Source organism: Aneurinibacillus sp. REN35, assembly GCF_041379945.2.
Classification (GTDB): Bacteria; Bacillota; Bacilli; order Aneurinibacillales; family Aneurinibacillaceae; genus Aneurinibacillus.
In genome coordinates, this window is the sequence record NZ_JBFTXJ020000001.1 from 323,696 (window position 1) to 339,966 (window position 16,271).

Here is a 16,271-nt window from a genome sequence, read left to right on the forward strand (position 1 = left end):
CTACCGCTGAAAGAGTGTGGCTGCTACAATGAAAATATGGATAGGATTCAAGCTGATCGACCCTGTTATGGTCAATCGATAGAGAAAGGAAGAGAGTAGTGGAAGAGAAATCAATCGTGTCGATCTGGATTGGTAGATCGGAGGATGAAGAGAAGGCACAGACCTTGATGGAGTACACATATGATGAAGATGGTGATGCGATAGCGCCTGCGTTTGTACAGGTGTATAACATGGAAGATACCTATATTGACGAGGACTTTGTAGAGGTTTCGTTCCGTCCTCTTTCCTCTTCGCTTACAGAGCTTCTTGAAGGGCATTCCTATTGGGAAAGCATTCTTCCCGCACTGCTTACGCGTATAGGAGAGACGCTGCCATTTGAGGCGAATACGATGGTGCTGCTCTATGATTATGTGTATAACGGTGGAGTGGTCGAAGCTGTGCTCGATGGAGTGAAGCTGCGCTATATAGGCGCGGTCCCTTTTGAAGAAGTATAGGCCTCCTCTCTTATAAGATCATAGAGATGATAAAATCATAGCTTTCTTGTATACCTATTGTTATAATTTGTGTAACAAGTACATATGTATTTCAAGGTGCTGCTAATCACAATGATTGATTCATAGCAGCATAAGAGGGAAGCCGGTGTGAATCCGGCGCGGTCCCGCCACTGTAATGAGGAGAGCTGTCTGCAAGTTATATCCACTGCTTCATGGTAAGCGAAGCGGGAAGGAAGCAGCGGCTTTATGATTCTAAGCCAGGAGACCTGCCTTGAGATGATGACACAACAAGCTCACGAGGATGAGAGATGTGCTGCGCTGCGTATGGTTAATGGGATACTCCATTAAGCTTTTTGCGAATGCGGTAACAAGGGCATCTTTTTCCTATGGAGAACGATGCCTTTTTTGTATGAAAAATATTAGCTGCAAGAGGTGAAACACATGGCTACACGAAATTTGCATGGGGTGAGGCATCATCTTCTACTATGCAACGGAGGGAGCTGCATGAAGCGCGGAGGAGAAGAGGTGACGCAGGGGATACGGGAGCAGATCGCTAATCTGGCTGCAGATGACCTCATTCACACTACACGTACACGCTGCAATGGCAGATGTGCGGATGCTTGTGTCGTGATTCAATATCCAGAAGGAATATGGTATCAGGATATGACGGCAGAGACGGGAAAACAACTAATCAATCGGATTGTTAGCGGGGAAGCGGCATATGATGCTCACAACATCACCTATACGTATCAAAAGGGAGAGTTTCTCCCGGCTCAGCAAGCTGAGATAGGCGGAACAAAGAAACAACCATCCTAAGGGATGCATTCACCGGGTAACGCATCGGTTGGCTTGTTTATAATTTCATAGTTTTGCTTTATGGTGCATGTGTGTAATTCATTACTTTGCATGCGTAATAGGGAAACCGGTGCAAGTCCGGTGCGGTCCCGCCACTGTAAACGAGGAGCAACTCTTATGCAAAACCACTGTTCCATGACGATGGAATGGGAAGGTAGAGAGGAGCAAGGATTCGTAAGCCAGGAGACCTGCCATGAAGAACAGCACTGTAAAACCACGAGGATGGGAAGGTGTTCAAGAGATCGGTGGGTGTCTGAACGTATAACGATCTTATTTGAGCATCTTTTCTTTTAGGAAGAGATGCTTTTTTGTATACAAAAGGAGGATATGAAGATGCATGAATTATTTATAGAAGGAATGCGCGTGGAACGCTTTGACGGAATGAGAGGACAAGTCCTTGGCACGCATGAACTTTTTCTTATTGTGCTGTGGGAGAATCACCAGTTGGGAGAATACCACATTGTGGATGATTTACCGCCATACTATTTGTATCCGATTGAGTGCGAAAAGGAAAGAGGTGGTACGCATGCAGGTAAAGAATGAAGGAGTTACGCTGCTTTCTTTATCTATGGAACAATCATTGCCGTATCCTCTGCATGCGGGCTTATCATGCTTTGGCAAGGCGGATGAACAGCATGCTCGTCTGCAAACAATACTCTCACAAGAACAAACACGCATTTGTATTGCTGTTCATCATGACACGATTGTAGGATATGCTACACTTCTACTGCCGGAGCCTGAAGAACGCTGGGCTTCCCTTCCATATGTCCGCATGATGGGAGCGTTGGAAGTAGCCCCTCCCTATCGCTCTCGCCATATTGCCTCTGCTATTCTACAGAAGCTTTTTCAAAGTGAGATAAATATTGAACAATGTATTGTTCTTGCTTTTGAATACTACTGGCACTGGGATTTACAACACGGCACATTAGATGTCTATGAATACAAGCGTATGCTAAAGCGGTTGCTCGTATCAGCAGGGATGGAAGAGGTCTATACGGATGATCCTGATATACAGGCGCATTCTGCTAATTTTGCGATGGCACGTATCGGAAAAAGTGTCTCATCTGAGCAAATGCAGCAATTCTTCTATACCTTACAGCCGCGGATATGGTGAACAAAAGGAGATATAGCGATTTTTTTATAAAAAGGGTTGCAAAGTTCCATCGTATATCATATATTATTAACAAATAACAAATTGTTAATTTAATTTGATTGAGTGAAGCCTTACACTCTACTCAGGGATACTGCCTGAAGTGGTTGAGGAGGAGTCATCCTAATGGCTAGATACAAAGACGAAGCAGAAGCATTGGCGAATTATGACCCAAAACAATATCGTACGCCGGATGGCTATACGAGTGACATCGCTGTATTCACTATCGTTTCTGATGAGAAAGATGAAATGAAGCGTACCGTAAAAATATTGCTTATTAAACGGGCTGCACTTGATGCCGAAGGTGAACCGAACATTGAAGGTGGCAAATGGGCGCTGCCTGGGGGCTTTATTGTACCGCCGGAGACGGCATACGAAGCAGCTAAACGGGAACTGAGAGAGGAAACAGGCGTCGAGAATATTCATATCCAGCATTATGGTGTATATGATGCATGGGGACGCGATCCGCGCGGCTGGATTATTTCCAATGCACATTATGCGATTGTATCAGAGGAGGCTTTGGCGAGGCGGAGAGCGGCAGATGATGCAGCGGAGGTAGCGTTGTTCGACTTAGCGGAGGTTGGCAATATACAGTTGGCTTTTGATCATCGGGCAATCATTGAGGATGCGGTGAAAGTTGTCAAATCAGATATGCTGACAACGACCGTAGCGAAGAATTTTTTGCCTGAGGAGTTTAAGTTAGAAGAACTACGGACCGTATTGCTTGCGGTCATTGATGACCCTGTGATTAGCGTAAAGTCGGCTTTTTTCAGAAAAGCGCCATCATTACCGTTTATCACAGAAGCGCTTGATGAGCATAACAAGCCAAAGGTTACTACACCGACAGGCAGGGCGAAGAGGCCAACACAGTTGTATCGTTTTGTTGATGTATGGATAACGCCGTCGATCTGGCGGTAATATTGTAAAGGGTGGAGATAAATCCATCACCCTTTTTTATACTTAATAATTAACAATTTGATAATTGATAATTTAAAAGGAGATGTGAAAAATGAAAAGAGCATTGCTTGTCATTGACTACACGAGGGATTTTATTGATGGGGCTTTGCCTGTTGGCCAACCGGGTGCAGCGATTGAGAATCGTCTTGCTACCATCACCGAAGAAGCAATTGTGCAGGGAGATTATGTTGTGTTTGCGGTAGATAAACACCAGGCGCATGATCCTTATCATCCTGAGACGACTTTGTTTCCTCCCCATAATATTGAAGGCACGAGCGGACGCGCGTTATATGGTCGACTTCAAAATATATACACGACCTATCAGGATAGGGGGAATGTGATGTATATGGATAAAACAAGGTACAGCTCTTTTGTCGGAACCAATCTGGAAATTCAACTGCGCGCAAGACAGATTCAAGAGATACATCTTGTAGGCGTCTGTACGGATATTTGTGTTTTGCATGCTGCTGTAGATGCCTATAATAAGGGATTTCGCATTACGGTTCATGAGGATGCTGTCGCAAGCTTTAATCAGGTCGGGCATAATTGGGCGCTGCAACATATGAAGCATTGTCTTGGTGCAACGATTTGCAGCCTGTAGAGAAGACATTCACATTCATCATGGGAGGGATTACGAATGGAGAAGCGATACACTGATGACAGTCTGGCATTGCATACCGATTTGTATCAGATAAATATGACAGAGACGTATTGGGAGGATGGTATGCATAATCGAAAAGCCGTGTTTGAATTGTACTTTCGAAAGCTGCCATTTGGAAACGGGTATGGTGTATTTGCGGGACTTGAACGAATTATTGAGTATATGGAAGCATTTTGTTTTACGGAAAGCGATCTTGCATATCTTCGTGAAGAGGCCGGGTATGGCGAAGATTTTCTTTCGTACTTACAAACGATTCGCTTTACAGGTACGATTCGGGCAATGCGTGAGGGAGAAATTGTATTCCATAATGAGCCGATTCTACGTATTGAAGCGCCCCTTGCAGAAGCACAATTAATTGAGACTGCGCTGCTCAATATCGTAAACTATCAGACCCTCATTGCCACCAAAGCGTCCCGTATCAAGCAAGTGGCCGGAGAAGATCGACTGATGGAATTCGGGACACGGCGCGCCCATGAATTTGACGCAGCCATCTGGGGTACAAGAGCCGCTTATATAGGCGGATTTGATGCGACAAGCAATGTGCGGGCAGGGAAGAAGTTCGGCATTCCTGTCTCCGGTACACATGCCCATGCTCTGGTGCAGGCGTATAGGGATGAATATATCGCCTTTCATAAATACGCTCGCCGTCACAAAGACTGCACTTTCTTGGTAGATACGTATGATACATTGAAGTCCGGTATTCCAACGGCCATTAGAGTAGCGAAGGAACTGGGAGAAAAAATAAATTTTACGGCCATTCGCCTAGATAGCGGAGATCTTGCCCGTCTATCAAAAGAAGCAAGGATCATGCTGGATGCTGCCGGATTTGTAAACACGAAGATTATCGCTTCCAATGATCTCGATGAGCATACGATAGCCGCATTGAAAATGCAGGGGGCAAAAATTGACGCGTGGGGAATTGGAACCAAAGTCATCACAGCCTATGATCAGCCGGCGCTTGGTGCTGTATATAAGCTGGCGGCCATTGAAGATGAAAACGGACATATGATAGATACGATAAAAATCTCTTCCAATCCAAATAAAATTACGACGCCTGGAATGAAGCGGCTGTATCGGATCATTAACTCGATTAATCATCATGCGGAAGGCGATTACATTGCATTGGAGAATGAATCTCCACAGAAAGAACCGAAGCTTCATATGTTCCATCCCGATTATCCGCATATCGGCAAGGTAGTAACAAACTTTGAAGCAAGAGAGCTGCACACAGATATTTACCGCGATGGTCAGCTTGTATATGATAAGCCGACGATCCATCAAGTAAAGGCATTTGCACAGCACAATCTCACGTATTTATGGGAAGAATATACACGTATGATGCATCCTCAGGAATATCCGGTTGATTTAAGCCAGGCATGTTGGGATAACAAGATGCATGCGATCGAAAAAATTCAAGCAAGGGTAAAAGGAATACAATAAAAACGTGAAAAAAGGAGAGCGATACTATGGCTCGTTATGGCATCTACGGTTCTGCATTCGATCCGGTGACCTATGCTCACTTGTGGACGGCAAAAACAGTAGCAACAAGACGCAAGCTCGATAAAATTTTCTTCGTTCCTTCAAGTGATGAACGAGAGGACAAAGACCGGCAGCTAACCTCCGGGAAGCATCGGCTGGCTATGCTTCACCTCGCTGTACAGGGCCATCCTTTGTTTGAGGTGTCGGATGTGGAAGTACAAGCGGAGGGATGGGAGCAATACACGTATTATACGATGGAGCACTTCAAGAAGAAGCATCCGGAAGATGAGTTGTTTTTCATCATGGGTGCAGACAATCTGGCGAGTATCTCTTCCTGGACAAAAGGCGAGGAGCTAATCAAGGAAAATAAATTTATTGTGATGGCCAGAGAGGGCTTCAATATGCTTGAAATTATCGCCAAAGATCCGATGCTGCGAAACCACGAGATGGATACGTTTGATCTGCTTCACAAAGGTCTCCAGATGGAGATTAGCTCGACCTATATACGTGAAGAATTCAGCTTTGGCGGCGATCCGGAGTTCCTGCTTCCCGATGCTTGTTATCAATACATTATTGAGCACAATCTGTATGGTCCCTCCACCCGTATGTAATATAATGAGTGGTGGAAAAGGATGGGGGGAACAACATGAACAGACAGATGCCCGGCTTACTCCTGCTCATACTCGTATGTATGGTGCCGCTTGGCTGTGTTCCGAATGGAGAGGTTGCTCCATCACACCAAACAAACACGTCACATACGGCGGGAGAATTGGAGGTACATTACCTTGATATTGGTCAAGGAGATAGCATCTATATCAAAACTCCAGCGGGAGAGGATATTCTCATTGACGGCGGCAAAAATGCGGCAGGAAAGCGTGTCGTTAATGCCCTCAAAAGCTACGGTGTTGAAGATATTGAGATGCTCATTAGTACACATCCGGACTCCGATCATGTAGGAGGCCTTGATGATGTGCTGAAGGCTTTTCCTGTTAAAGCGGTGTACGCGCCAAAAGTAGCCCATACGACAGAGACGTATATGGATTTTCTCCAGGCGGTAAAAGCGGAGGGAGTGAGAATTACATCAGCGAAAGCAGGCGTCATCCTCCCGCTACAAGATGTGACGGCAGCTTTTGTTGGACCGGTAAAAGAATATGCAAGTACGGATTTGAATGATTGGAGTGCGGTTCTTCATCTAACGTATGGTACGACATCCTTCCTTTTTACGGGTGATGCGGAAATCAAGGCGGAAAAGAACATGGTGGCGACGAAACAGCCAATACAGGCAGATGTAATAAAAGTAGGACATCATGGCGCAAGGACGTCAACAAGTGCGGTGTTTATAAAAGCCGTACAGCCAACCTATGCGATCATCAGTGTCGGAAAGAACAGCTATGGCCATCCGCATCCAGAAATTACGAATCGGTTAAAAGCGGAGAAGATAACAACGCTTCGAACGGATCAAAAAGGCACCATTACAGCTATGAGTGACGGGAAGACGATATCTTTTACAACCGAGCGGTAGGGAGGTAGAGTGATGAGGCATAAGAAAATCATTCTGGATCGTTTTGAAGAAAACATAGCGGTACTTGAGATAGAGGGCGAGAGTCGGGATGTGCCTAGAACCCTGCTTCCCAAAGACGCCAAGCCTGGCGATGTACTTGTGCTAACAGATGGAAAGTATATGATTGATGAAAAAACCACAGATGAGCGAAGGAAAGCTGTGCAAAGACTGATGAATGAGTTATGGGAAGACTAGAAATTGAATGAGTCGTACATAAACAACCGACCTTATTTTGGGTCGGTTGTTTTGTGGATAGGATAAATTTTTTGATTATACATGTAAATTAGCGCAACTTTTTCCTTTTATTTGAAGTATAAAATTGTAAAAAAAGGAAGTGGTTAGATGGAGATGAATGATTCAATCATTTTAATCATTGTTGCTATAAATTTCTTGCTAATTGGTATTCTGCCCTTCTTATCTTCGCTTAAAGCTAAATATTATACGTGCTTGATCTATATAGCGTTCAATCGAGAGGAATATACAAAAATTCAAAGCAAGTTGAAATCGAAAAATGTGTCCTTTTTGGTAAAGACCAGCTCTCATAAGGATTATTCTATCGTGACGGGAGCATCAGAGGACACCAAATGCCAACAATACCACATTTATGTTCAGGAGAGAACTAAATATAAAGCTAAGAAAGCGATCCACAGCACCTAATGCTTCGTATCATTGAAATGCGTTAGTCTTTACTCTTTTGAAGCGATAGCTTTTTCTGCTTCATTAAATACGTAAGTGCATATGAAAAATTTAAAAATGTTTTCAGCTTCTGGTACACCGTTTCTTCTAAATGTATAAGTTCGCGCGCAATGGCAGGAGAAAATCCTGTAAATAAAGTTTGAATCCCCATCAGGCGTAATGTACTTGTCAGCTTCTGAATATAAGATCCGAAGATACCCAGATCTAAGCCCTGTATATGTTCTGTTGTAACACCCGTAAAATCAACAACGATCGTCGTGACGTTCTTATTATAGGGGCTTTCTATGATTGTCGAAATGATCATCTCAAGCCGTTGGGCTGTTAGCTTACCCGTGATTGGCACAAGATTCGTCTCAGGAATAATCGAAGGAATGATAGGAACAGATATATGCTCGATCATCTGTTTATACTCTTCGAGTTCATTCCTAAGTTGAATAATCTCTTCTCTCAGTACATCATTTTCATTTGTACTCATATCCCGTAGTATCCTCACATTTTTATTTTTGGTGTGTAGCAAAGTGTACGATTCATTCTTCCTTGTCTCTTTCTTTATAAATGTACTACTAAGGGGGCCTTTTTAACAAGGTTCTTATTGTAGGTGAGTCATTGTATTTTTGTTTTATACATTGGGACACATCGGCTGCATATAACAGGAGCTGCATCGTTTACAATAGAAATGGAATGTATTTTTATATCGAATTATAGAAAGGAAGAGATGCATGCTGCCTGTGATCCTGGTTATTGATGATGATAAACACATACGTGAGCTGCTTCGCTTTTATTTAAATAAAGAGGGGTATCATGTAGTGGAAGCTGAGGATGGGAGCGAGGCGTCAGCTATTATCATGCAGCAAACGGTTACGCTTGCCATTATTGATGTCATGCTTCCACATAAGGATGGGTTTGCTATTTGCCGAGAGATCCGCGATCTTCTTGATATCCCGATCCTAATGCTAACAGCTAAGGGAGAGACGGAAGATAAAGTCAAAGGGTTCCTGTCGGGAACGGATGACTATATGGTAAAACCTTTTGAAGTTGAAGAACTGCTGTTTCGTGTGAAGGCGCTGCTGCGAAGGTATAAAGTCGTATCGGCTAAGGTTCTTACGATTCACGAGGTAGTAATTAACCAGAATACATATGAGGTACATATCGGAGAAGAAATACTGGTTCTGCCGCTGAAGGAATTTCAGCTTCTTTCTACATTGGCTAGCTACCCCAATCAGCTATTTACACGCGATCAATTGCTTGATGCCGTATGGGGTGCAGATTTCGAAGGTGATGCGCGAACGATTGATGTTCATATTAAGCGTTTGCGGGAAAAGTTCTATCCTAGAACCGACGCATTCAGTATTACAACCATCCGGGGGCTCGGGTATAAGTTAGAGGTGAAGGTGTGATACATAGTTTATACACCCGCATTGTATTTATGGTCATATTGATTTCGATCATGAGCAGTATCCTCGCCTTTTTTATCTCCAATGCGTATTATCAGGCGAACCTGAAGGAATACAATGAACAAAAAATCATGCGGATAGGCGAAGAAATTGTCTCATTATATGGCACGAACTCCACGCTATCCATGGATGAATACTTTAAAAAAATCGCCAACATGAACTTTCAACTGTACGTATTCGATGAACGCTATGAACGAAAAATATACGGGGCAAGGCTGGGCGAGGAGGAGATTAGCCGAAGCGTCATACAAGATGTTTTAGGTGGAAACAAATACAACGGAATTTCTCAATATCAAAGCGGTTTATTCGTTACGGGATTTTTCAAAAGCGATATTAAAAATAGCGTCGGCTTACCCCTGCGCATTGGCGAAAATAAATATGCTGTATTTGTACGGCCGAATATTGAACAGCAGTTTGGTGAAGTGCATATTATCTTTGGTATTCTGGTTGCCTTTACGTTTTTATTTACGCTGATGTTTGTTTTGGTGTTTACCCGCTTTCTTGTAAAGCCGCTTCGTGTGTTGAAGGGGGCAACAAGAAAGATCAGTGAAGGGAACTATAAGATTGCGTTGGATTATACGCGCAGGGATGAGTTTGGCGAACTGGCGAAAGACTTTTCAGCGATGGCCGCTTCATTGGAGAAGCTTGAGAGCATGCGACAGGAATTCGTCTCCAATGTCTCACATGAGATTCAGTCTCCGTTAACGTCGATTAAGGGATTTTCTAAGGCGCTGCAATCCGAAGAGTTGCCGGAGGAACAGCGGATATATTATCTGAAGATCATTGAGAAGGAAAGCACACGTTTATCGGCTCTCAGTAAACAATTGCTTATGCTCGCTTCGCTTGATAAAGGAGCTGTGCCATTAAAAAAGACAACATATCAGCTTGATGCACAAATTCGTGAAGTGCTGCTGCTGACAGAATGGCAATGGAGTGCAAAGCATATTAATGTAGAGCTTGAGATGGATGAGGTATCTATCTATGCCGACTACAATCTTTTACAGCAGGTATGGACTAATTTGATTACCAATAGCATTAAGTTTATGGAGCCGCATGGAAAGCTGACGATCCGGTTGCATAGCGGCAAGCATATTCATGTAGAAATCTCAGATACAGGGGTCGGGATTAAAGAAGAAGACCTTCCCCATATTTTCGAACGGTTTTATAAAGCGAGTAAGTCAAGAAGTCGTACAGAGGGAGGCAGCGGACTTGGTCTTTCTATCGTCAAAAAAATTATTGAGCTGCACGATGGTAAGATTACAATTGCTAGCATTCGCCAAGAAGGCACGACCTTTACGATTGAATTTCCTCATTTGTAATCAATTGTTCATATTCCGTTCATTTTCGCATCTTATCATAACAACGTAGAGAAAATAGGAATGGAGATGAACAGCATGTTTCTTGCAATAAGAGAATTACTCTACGCAAAGTTGCGCTTTGTGTTAGTCGGAGCTATTATAGCGCTGGTGGCATGGCTGGTATTTATTATCTCAGGTTTGGCCAGTGGTCTTTCCTTTGATAATGCGGGATCGCTTCAGACGATGAATGCTGATTACTTTGTGGTCGAAAAAGGAGTCGATAACCGTATTGACCGCTCTGCTATTCCTGTTGTCGATGGCAAAAAGATCGCAGAACGCCCTTATATAGAACAAGCTGCCCCGCTTACGATTAGGATGTCCGCAGTTTCAAACGCTGATGAAAGCAAAAAATGGGATATGGCTGTGTTTGCGACAGATAAGAATAGTTTTATGGCACCAGAAGAGATGGGGCAAGCAGATGGTGTGTATGTGGACGAGTCTGTGCAAGAAGAGGGTGCGCGTGTCGGTGACACAATAAAAGACACTTTGACAGGCACGGAGCTGAAGATTGCAGGATTTGTTGCAGGCCAAAAATTCACCCACACACCGGTTATGTATGTCAGCATGGAGCAGGCAAAGGAATTGAATCCCCTTCGAAAAGACACGGCTGAGTATGTCAATGTGATTGCATTGAAGATGGATAAACAGCATGTAGAGACATTTAAAAATGAATGGACCGGTTATGAGGTATTAACAAAGGATGAAGTATTACAGGGAATTCCAAGCTATACGGCGGAACAAGGATCGCTCCAGATGATGATTGGATTTTTGTTTGTTATCGCTGCATTTGTTCTAGCCGCCTTCTTCTATGTTATGACATTGCAGAAGACCAGTCAGTTTGGTGTGCTGAAGGCGTTGGGGGCGAAAACCGGATTTTTGGCTCGTACTATTATCGGGCAGGTTGTTCTTGTTTCCGCTATCTCGATTGCGGTAGGGGTTGGATGCACCTACGCGACGGCAGCTGTGCTGCCGGAGGGCATGCCGTTTTTGTTAGATACGGCTGTTGTAGTTGTATACTCGCTTATTCTGCTCGCTGTAGCGACGCTAGGCTCTCTATTATCCCTGTATCGAGTGACCAAAATCGATGCCATACAAGCGATTGGGAGGGTGGAATAAATGAAACATAAATTGATACTTGAAAATGTCAGCAAAGTATACGACTCTGGTGAGATGCAGGTAAAGGCATTAGATGATGTGTCTCTGGCAGTGAAAGAGGGCGAATTCATCGCTGTGATAGGGCCGTCTGGGTCGGGAAAAAGTACGTTTTTATCCATCGCGGGTGCCTTACTTTCCCCATCTGAGGGACAGATTTTTATTAATGAAGAAAATATTACGGACCTATCGGAAAAAGAACGGAACGAGGTTCGTTTAAATAAGATCGGATTTATTTTTCAATCATCAAATCTTGTTCCGTATTTAACGGTACAGGATCAGCTTCTTCTGCTCCCGAAGTTAGCGGGAACCTTGAATAAGCAGGCAAAGCAAAAAAGCATAGAGCTTCTTGAACATGTAGAATTAGGACATCGGTTAAAAAACTATCCGGAGGCTCTATCAGGCGGAGAGAGGCAGCGTGTGGCGATTGCCCGCGCATTTATGAACGATCCAGATATTATTCTAGCTGATGAGCCGACCGCCAGCCTAGATTCCAAACGCGGGCGCAATGTAGTAGAAATGCTGGCCGCAGAGGTGAAGTCCCGCAAGAAGGCGGCAATTATGGTTACGCATGATGAGCGAATGCTCGACATTTGCGACCGGGTGATTACCATCCAGGATGGTAAGCTTATCCCGCATGTATAAAAAGCAAAGAAAGAGCCTGACATATATCGATGTCAGGCTTTTTTTATTTGAAAGATATCGAAGTGGTCCCAGGTCTCTTCCAAGCGTTCCAATCGTTCCTGCACATCTTTCGTCTTTTCTTTGCCCACAAATGTAATCAAGGCATTAATCAGACTGAGCGGGGCAACAAAGGAATCGATAAATGTCGGCATCTGACTTGAGGCGGTTAGCGAAACGTCAGCATGCGGGATGAGCGGTGAGAGCAGATTGTCTGTAATAGCAATAGTTGTTGCGCCGCGCTCTTTGGCATACGACAGAATTTGAATGGTGCTTTTTGTGTATCTTGCAAAGCTAATCCCGATAACCACATCTTTTTCGCCTACGTCATACAACCGTTCCGAACTAGTTTCTACAGATTGCAGCAGCTCCGCATTTCCCAGAACAATTTGCAGGTAGTAGTGGAGAAAGACGCCGAGCGACCCCGCACTGCGATTTGCCGCGATGTATACTTTTCGCGCCTGCAAAAGCATAGCTACGGTTTTGTGGAAGGCATCGACATCAAGTTTCTCCATGGTGGATCGAATATTGGCGATGTCATCCTGAAAGATTTCGTTGATCCCTTTTTCTCTGTCGTATACTTGCTCGGACATGCGAAGTCTCTCCGGAGTTGTTAGCTGCCGCTGGACAGAATCCTGCATCTGCTGCTGCAATTCGGAATAACCAGAGTAGCCAAGGTGCGCAGCAAAACGTACAATCGTCGCTTCGCTGACTCCGATCATCTTGGCTAATTTACCTACTGTAAAAAATGGGACCGCATTCGGATTCTCTAAAATGTATCGTGCTATTTTTACCTGAGACTTACTCATATCAGGCATGTTCTCAGCGATATATTGATAGACGTTAGACATATAACAGCGTACTACCTCCTTACACGTGCAAGGGCTTGCTCATGTGTTTCTACGGTGCGACGAATATCTTCTTTACTGTGAACGATAGACATGGAGTAACGGTTCAGCGGCTTTGCGTATATGCCAAGTGTAAGCAATTCATAATCAATCTGTTTGCGCAGTTGGGTATTGGCCTTATTCATGTCACGATAATTAGCAATCGGTTCATCAGTTAGAACGATATTAAATATACTGCCAGCTCCGACGGTCTGCATCGGTATGCCGTGCTGACGGTATACGTCTTCTAGCTGTGTTCTAAGCAGTTGTGTATTGGCAAATAACTCGTCCATCACGCCTTCATGTTCAAGTGCTTCGATGGTGGCGAGTCCTGCGGCCATAATTGTCGGATGCCCATTATACGTACCGCTGTGGAACAGCGCGTCGGTCTTATTCTGGTTCGCGGCACCTGCTGTTAAGATGTCACGCCCCTCTGTCGGTGCGCTGATCATCATGATTTCTTTTTTTCCGCCAATGGCTCCTACCGGAAAGCCGCCGCCTAATACTTTACCAAGCGCCGTTAGGTCCGGTTTGATACCATAGACAGCTTGAGCGCCTCCAAGAGATAATCTAAACCCTGTTTTCACCTCATCAAACATCAGCAGAATGCCAAGCTCCTCGGTGATTTGGCGGAGTCCTGTCATAAATTCAGGCTCTGCCGGGATGAATCCGCCTTGGATGGGTTCAAGAATGACACCGGCTATTTCATGGGCATGAGCTCGGAGAATTTTTTCGGTGGCTTCTAGATCATTAAATGGAAGCATGATCGTATTTTCTACATAATAGTCAGGCACTCCTCGCGATTCCGGTACAACATTTGGATGCTGCGCATCCCCTGCTTTGTCTAGGTCAGGGTTTACACTGAGCAGTACCTGATCGTATCCGCCATGATAATGTCCCTCGAACTTTGCTAATTTTGTTTTTCCGGTATATCCCATCGCCATGCGGATGAGCAGGAGGGTTGCTTCGGTCCCTGAATTTGTATAGCGCACCATTTCAATGCCGGGGTAGTGCTCAATGATTTTTTCTGCCATGCGGATTTCTAGTTCGTGCGGGGTACCAAAAATTGTTGTGCCTGCTTCTTGCATTTGCTTTGTGACCGCATCAAAAACAGCGGGATGTCCATGACCAAGAATGAGAGCGCCATAGCACAACAGATAATCAATATATTCATTTCCATCTACATCATATAATTTGCTTCCGTGTCCTTTTTCCATAACGATAGGGTGTGGCGCAATATATTTGATGTTTGCCGTTACGCCGCCTGGCATCACTTCGCAAGCTTTTTGAAATAAATCTGCTGATGTTTTCGTATTGGAGGATAGGAGTGTATTTGGTATTGTCATGGGAATCACCCTTATTTTGAAATTTTTATTTCCTTTTTTGTATTATATGAAATGAATATTTCTTTTTCAAGAGAGAAATCGCATTTCTGTTCCATCTTTTTCATTTAGCAAATAACGGAGCGTTCGTACACTGATATTCAAGCGGCGGGCGGCTTCTTTTCGATTGCCTAAGGTTTCCCGCAATGTTTTCTTGATAAAAGCATGACCAATGCCTTTCTCTAAATCCTTCACAGCACTCATGACAGAAGGTAGATCGATATCTGTATCTGCATTCCACTGCGAAAGGAGGGTGTTTTTCCATTCGTTCAAATAGCTCTCAAAAGATAGGGCAGCTGATGCATGCTCCTGGTGTGCAGGTGAGCATGCAGACAGAGTGCCTTCATGCTGAATTAATGTGTAGGGAAGGTGCTTTGCAGTGATGGTTGATGTTTCTCCTTCCGCTAAAGTAATCGCACGCATTACAACGTTAGAAAGTTCGCGGATATTACCGGGCCAGTCATACTGCTGCATCGCTGCCATTGCATCAGCAGACATTATCATCCCAGGTGGAGCATGCCGTTTGAGGAGATGGCCTACGAGATATGGAATATCTGTTTTGCGCTGACGCAGCGGCGGAATGTACAGCTTTATTACATCAAGCCGATACAGTAAGTCTTCCCGGAATTTTCCTTGCTGTACAGCGGCGGCCAATTGGACATGGGAGGCGGCAATGATACGTGCGTCGGTATGGAGATAGTGCTCTCCGCCAACCCGCATCAACTCTCTTGTTTCAAGCACACGAAGCAGCTTCATTTGAATGGAGGGGGAGGCATCGCCAATTTCATCGAGAAAGAGTGTGCCTTTGCTTGCAATCTCAAACAATCCTTTTCTTGTATGAACCGCACCTGTAAACGCCCCTTTTTCGTGACCGAACAGCTCACTCTCAAGCAGCGTTTCCGTCAGTGCTCCACAATTAACGCCAATGAAAGGCTGGGGTTGGCGAAGGCTTGCCTGATGGATAAAACGTGCAAGAACCTCCTTGCCTGTGCCGGTTTCTCCCTCAATCAGCACGGTTACATTTTTTCTGGCAATCTTATAGGCAAGCGACAGCATATGAAGCATCTCCGGAGTATGGCCGACGATGAAGCCGGTTTGTGCAGCCAGATGAAGCGCGTCGCTGTGTTGCTGGCTTTGCTTTGCTGTTACGAGCCTGGCAATAAGTGTTTCCAATTCATCAATGTTATCAAAAGGTTTTTCGATATAATCGTCGGCTCCGAGTCGAATGGCTTCGAGCGCTGACTTAACGGTGCTGTACCCGGTCATGATCACGACCCGGCATGCGGGCATTTGTTCCTTGATCGTCTTTAAGATATCGAGTCCATTGATATCCGGCAGCTTGATATCGATAAGCGCTGCATCATATGTTCTCGCTGTAAGCTGTGCCTGTACTTGCGCGGCATTTGCCGCAAAGAAGAGTTCAATGTCTTTTGTACGAAGCAGATAGGAAAAGAAATGCTGTACTTCCCGCTCATCATCCACGATTAATAGACGCTTCATTTCA

Annotated in this window: 18 protein-coding genes and 2 riboswitches; of the genes, 14 read left to right on the forward strand and 4 right to left on the reverse strand. The window is 44.5% G+C overall.

Features of this window, described 5'->3' with window-relative positions; genetic code table 11:
• The first annotated feature begins 98 nt into the window (after positions 1-98).
• The 10 genes from AB3351_RS01565 to AB3351_RS01610 all read left to right on the forward strand — a co-directional run bounded on the left by AB3351_RS01565 (position 99) and on the right by AB3351_RS01610 (position 7,352).
• The gene (locus AB3351_RS01565; RefSeq protein WP_371145358.1) at positions 99-494 is read left to right on the forward strand and encodes an immunity 22 family protein; all 396 of its coding nucleotides are present in this window, start codon (positions 99-101) and stop codon (positions 492-494) included.
• A 77-nt stretch (positions 495-571) separates the two neighbouring features.
• Positions 572-782, forward strand: a riboswitch (cobalamin riboswitch).
• A gap of 153 nt (positions 783-935) precedes the next feature.
• A complete protein-coding gene (locus AB3351_RS01570; RefSeq protein ID WP_371145359.1) occupies positions 936-1,310 on the forward strand; it encodes a (2Fe-2S) ferredoxin domain-containing protein in 375 nt (124 codons plus the stop codon).
• A gap of 44 nt (positions 1,311-1,354) precedes the next feature.
• Positions 1,355-1,559, forward strand: a riboswitch (cobalamin riboswitch).
• Positions 1,560-1,682: 123 nt separating this feature from the next.
• Complete coding sequence (locus AB3351_RS01575; protein WP_371145360.1) at positions 1,683-1,892, forward strand: hypothetical protein; 210 nt, start codon at positions 1,683-1,685, stop codon at positions 1,890-1,892.
• Positions 1,876-2,463 carry a GNAT family N-acetyltransferase gene (locus tag AB3351_RS01580; protein ID WP_371145361.1) on the forward strand — a complete coding sequence of 196 codons (588 nt, stop codon included), beginning with the start codon at positions 1,876-1,878 and terminating at the stop codon, positions 2,461-2,463. Before AB3351_RS01575 ends, AB3351_RS01580 begins: the two co-directional genes overlap by 17 nt.
• Positions 2,464-2,625: 162 nt before the next feature.
• On the forward strand, positions 2,626-3,417 hold the full coding sequence (locus AB3351_RS01585) for an NUDIX domain-containing protein (protein WP_371145362.1): 792 nt from the start codon (positions 2,626-2,628) through the stop codon (positions 3,415-3,417).
• 91 nt (positions 3,418-3,508) lie between these two features.
• Positions 3,509-4,057 (forward strand): cysteine hydrolase family protein, encoded by a 549-nt coding sequence (locus AB3351_RS01590; protein WP_371145363.1) that lies wholly within the window; start codon positions 3,509-3,511, stop codon positions 4,055-4,057.
• A 36-nt stretch (positions 4,058-4,093) separates the two neighbouring features.
• Entirely contained in the window at positions 4,094-5,557 is a 1,464-nt protein-coding gene (locus tag AB3351_RS01595; RefSeq protein ID WP_371145364.1) for a nicotinate phosphoribosyltransferase, read from the forward strand.
• 26 nt (positions 5,558-5,583) lie between these two features.
• Positions 5,584-6,207 carry a nicotinate-nucleotide adenylyltransferase gene (gene nadD / locus AB3351_RS01600; protein ID WP_371145365.1) on the forward strand — a complete coding sequence of 208 codons (624 nt, stop codon included), beginning with the start codon at positions 5,584-5,586 and terminating at the stop codon, positions 6,205-6,207.
• 80 nt (positions 6,208-6,287) lie between these two features.
• Positions 6,288-7,118: a ComEC/Rec2 family competence protein gene (locus AB3351_RS01605; protein WP_415708681.1), complete on the forward strand. Its 831-nt coding sequence runs from the start codon at positions 6,288-6,290 to the stop codon at positions 7,116-7,118.
• A 12-nt stretch (positions 7,119-7,130) separates the two neighbouring features.
• On the forward strand, positions 7,131-7,352 hold the full coding sequence (locus AB3351_RS01610) for a DUF3006 domain-containing protein (protein ID WP_371145367.1): 222 nt from the start codon (positions 7,131-7,133) through the stop codon (positions 7,350-7,352).
• A gap of 484 nt (positions 7,353-7,836) precedes the next feature.
• Here AB3351_RS01610 and AB3351_RS01615 read toward each other — a convergent pair whose 3' ends face one another.
• A complete protein-coding gene (locus AB3351_RS01615) occupies positions 7,837-8,328 on the reverse strand; it encodes an STAS domain-containing protein (protein WP_371145368.1) in 492 nt (163 codons plus the stop codon).
• Between the two features lie 244 nt (positions 8,329-8,572).
• Here AB3351_RS01615 and AB3351_RS01620 point away from each other — a divergent pair, with 244 nt between their 5' ends.
• The 4 genes from AB3351_RS01620 to AB3351_RS01635 all read left to right on the forward strand — a co-directional run bounded on the left by AB3351_RS01620 (position 8,573) and on the right by AB3351_RS01635 (position 12,462).
• Entirely contained in the window at positions 8,573-9,250 is a 678-nt protein-coding gene (locus tag AB3351_RS01620; protein WP_371145369.1) for a response regulator transcription factor, read from the forward strand.
• Positions 9,247-10,626 (forward strand): sensor histidine kinase, encoded by a 1,380-nt coding sequence (locus AB3351_RS01625; RefSeq protein ID WP_371145370.1) that lies wholly within the window; start codon positions 9,247-9,249, stop codon positions 10,624-10,626. Before AB3351_RS01620 ends, AB3351_RS01625 begins: the two co-directional genes overlap by 4 nt.
• A gap of 75 nt (positions 10,627-10,701) precedes the next feature.
• Entirely contained in the window at positions 10,702-11,781 is a 1,080-nt protein-coding gene (locus AB3351_RS01630) for an ABC transporter permease (RefSeq protein ID WP_371145371.1), read from the forward strand.
• Complete coding sequence (locus tag AB3351_RS01635; protein ID WP_371145372.1) at positions 11,782-12,462, forward strand: ABC transporter ATP-binding protein; 681 nt, start codon at positions 11,782-11,784, stop codon at positions 12,460-12,462. It abuts the gene before it with no gap.
• A gap of 32 nt (positions 12,463-12,494) precedes the next feature.
• Here AB3351_RS01635 and AB3351_RS01640 read toward each other — a convergent pair whose 3' ends face one another.
• From AB3351_RS01640 to AB3351_RS01650, 3 genes are all read right to left on the reverse strand, one after another.
• Positions 12,495-13,349: a MurR/RpiR family transcriptional regulator gene (locus AB3351_RS01640; RefSeq protein ID WP_371145373.1), complete on the reverse strand. Its 855-nt coding sequence runs from the start codon at positions 13,347-13,349 to the stop codon at positions 12,495-12,497.
• A gap of 11 nt (positions 13,350-13,360) precedes the next feature.
• Complete coding sequence (locus tag AB3351_RS01645) at positions 13,361-14,731, reverse strand: aspartate aminotransferase family protein (RefSeq protein WP_371145374.1); 1,371 nt, start codon at positions 14,729-14,731, stop codon at positions 13,361-13,363.
• Between the two features lie 66 nt (positions 14,732-14,797).
• Positions 14,798-16,267, reverse strand: a complete 1,470-nt coding sequence (locus tag AB3351_RS01650) for a sigma-54-dependent transcriptional regulator (RefSeq protein WP_371145375.1) — start codon at positions 16,265-16,267, stop codon at positions 14,798-14,800.
• Between the last annotated feature and the right edge of the window lie 4 nt (positions 16,268-16,271).

Bases quoted from the DNA above. Each gene is read 5' to 3' on its own strand.
- AB3351_RS01570 (WP_371145359.1), top strand. From the start codon at position 936: ATGGCTACACGAAATTTGCATGGGGTGAGGCATCATCTTCTACTATGC.
- AB3351_RS01575 (WP_371145360.1), top strand. From the start codon at position 1,683: ATGCATGAATTATTTATAGAAGGAATGCGCGTGGAACGCTTTGACGGA.
- AB3351_RS01580 (WP_371145361.1), top strand. From the start codon at position 1,876: ATGCAGGTAAAGAATGAAGGAGTTACGCTGCTTTCTTTATCTATGGAA.
- AB3351_RS01585 (WP_371145362.1), top strand. From the start codon at position 2,626: ATGGCTAGATACAAAGACGAAGCAGAAGCATTGGCGAATTATGACCCA.
- AB3351_RS01590 (WP_371145363.1), top strand. From the start codon at position 3,509: ATGAAAAGAGCATTGCTTGTCATTGACTACACGAGGGATTTTATTGAT.
- AB3351_RS01595 (WP_371145364.1), top strand. From the start codon at position 4,094: ATGGAGAAGCGATACACTGATGACAGTCTGGCATTGCATACCGATTTG.
- nadD (WP_371145365.1), top strand. From the start codon at position 5,584: ATGGCTCGTTATGGCATCTACGGTTCTGCATTCGATCCGGTGACCTAT.
- AB3351_RS01605 (WP_415708681.1), top strand. From the start codon at position 6,288: ATGGTGCCGCTTGGCTGTGTTCCGAATGGAGAGGTTGCTCCATCACAC.
- AB3351_RS01610 (WP_371145367.1), top strand. From the start codon at position 7,131: ATGAGGCATAAGAAAATCATTCTGGATCGTTTTGAAGAAAACATAGCG.
- AB3351_RS01615 (WP_371145368.1), bottom strand. From the start codon at position 8,328: ATGAGTACAAATGAAAATGATGTACTGAGAGAAGAGATTATTCAACTT.
- AB3351_RS01620 (WP_371145369.1), top strand. From the start codon at position 8,573: ATGCTGCCTGTGATCCTGGTTATTGATGATGATAAACACATACGTGAG.
- AB3351_RS01630 (WP_371145371.1), top strand. From the start codon at position 10,702: ATGTTTCTTGCAATAAGAGAATTACTCTACGCAAAGTTGCGCTTTGTG.
- AB3351_RS01635 (WP_371145372.1), top strand. From the start codon at position 11,782: ATGAAACATAAATTGATACTTGAAAATGTCAGCAAAGTATACGACTCT.
- AB3351_RS01640 (WP_371145373.1), bottom strand. From the start codon at position 13,349: ATGTCTAACGTCTATCAATATATCGCTGAGAACATGCCTGATATGAGT.
- AB3351_RS01645 (WP_371145374.1), bottom strand. From the start codon at position 14,731: ATGACAATACCAAATACACTCCTATCCTCCAATACGAAAACATCAGCA.
- AB3351_RS01650 (WP_371145375.1), bottom strand. From the start codon at position 16,267: ATGAAGCGTCTATTAATCGTGGATGATGAGCGGGAAGTACAGCATTTC.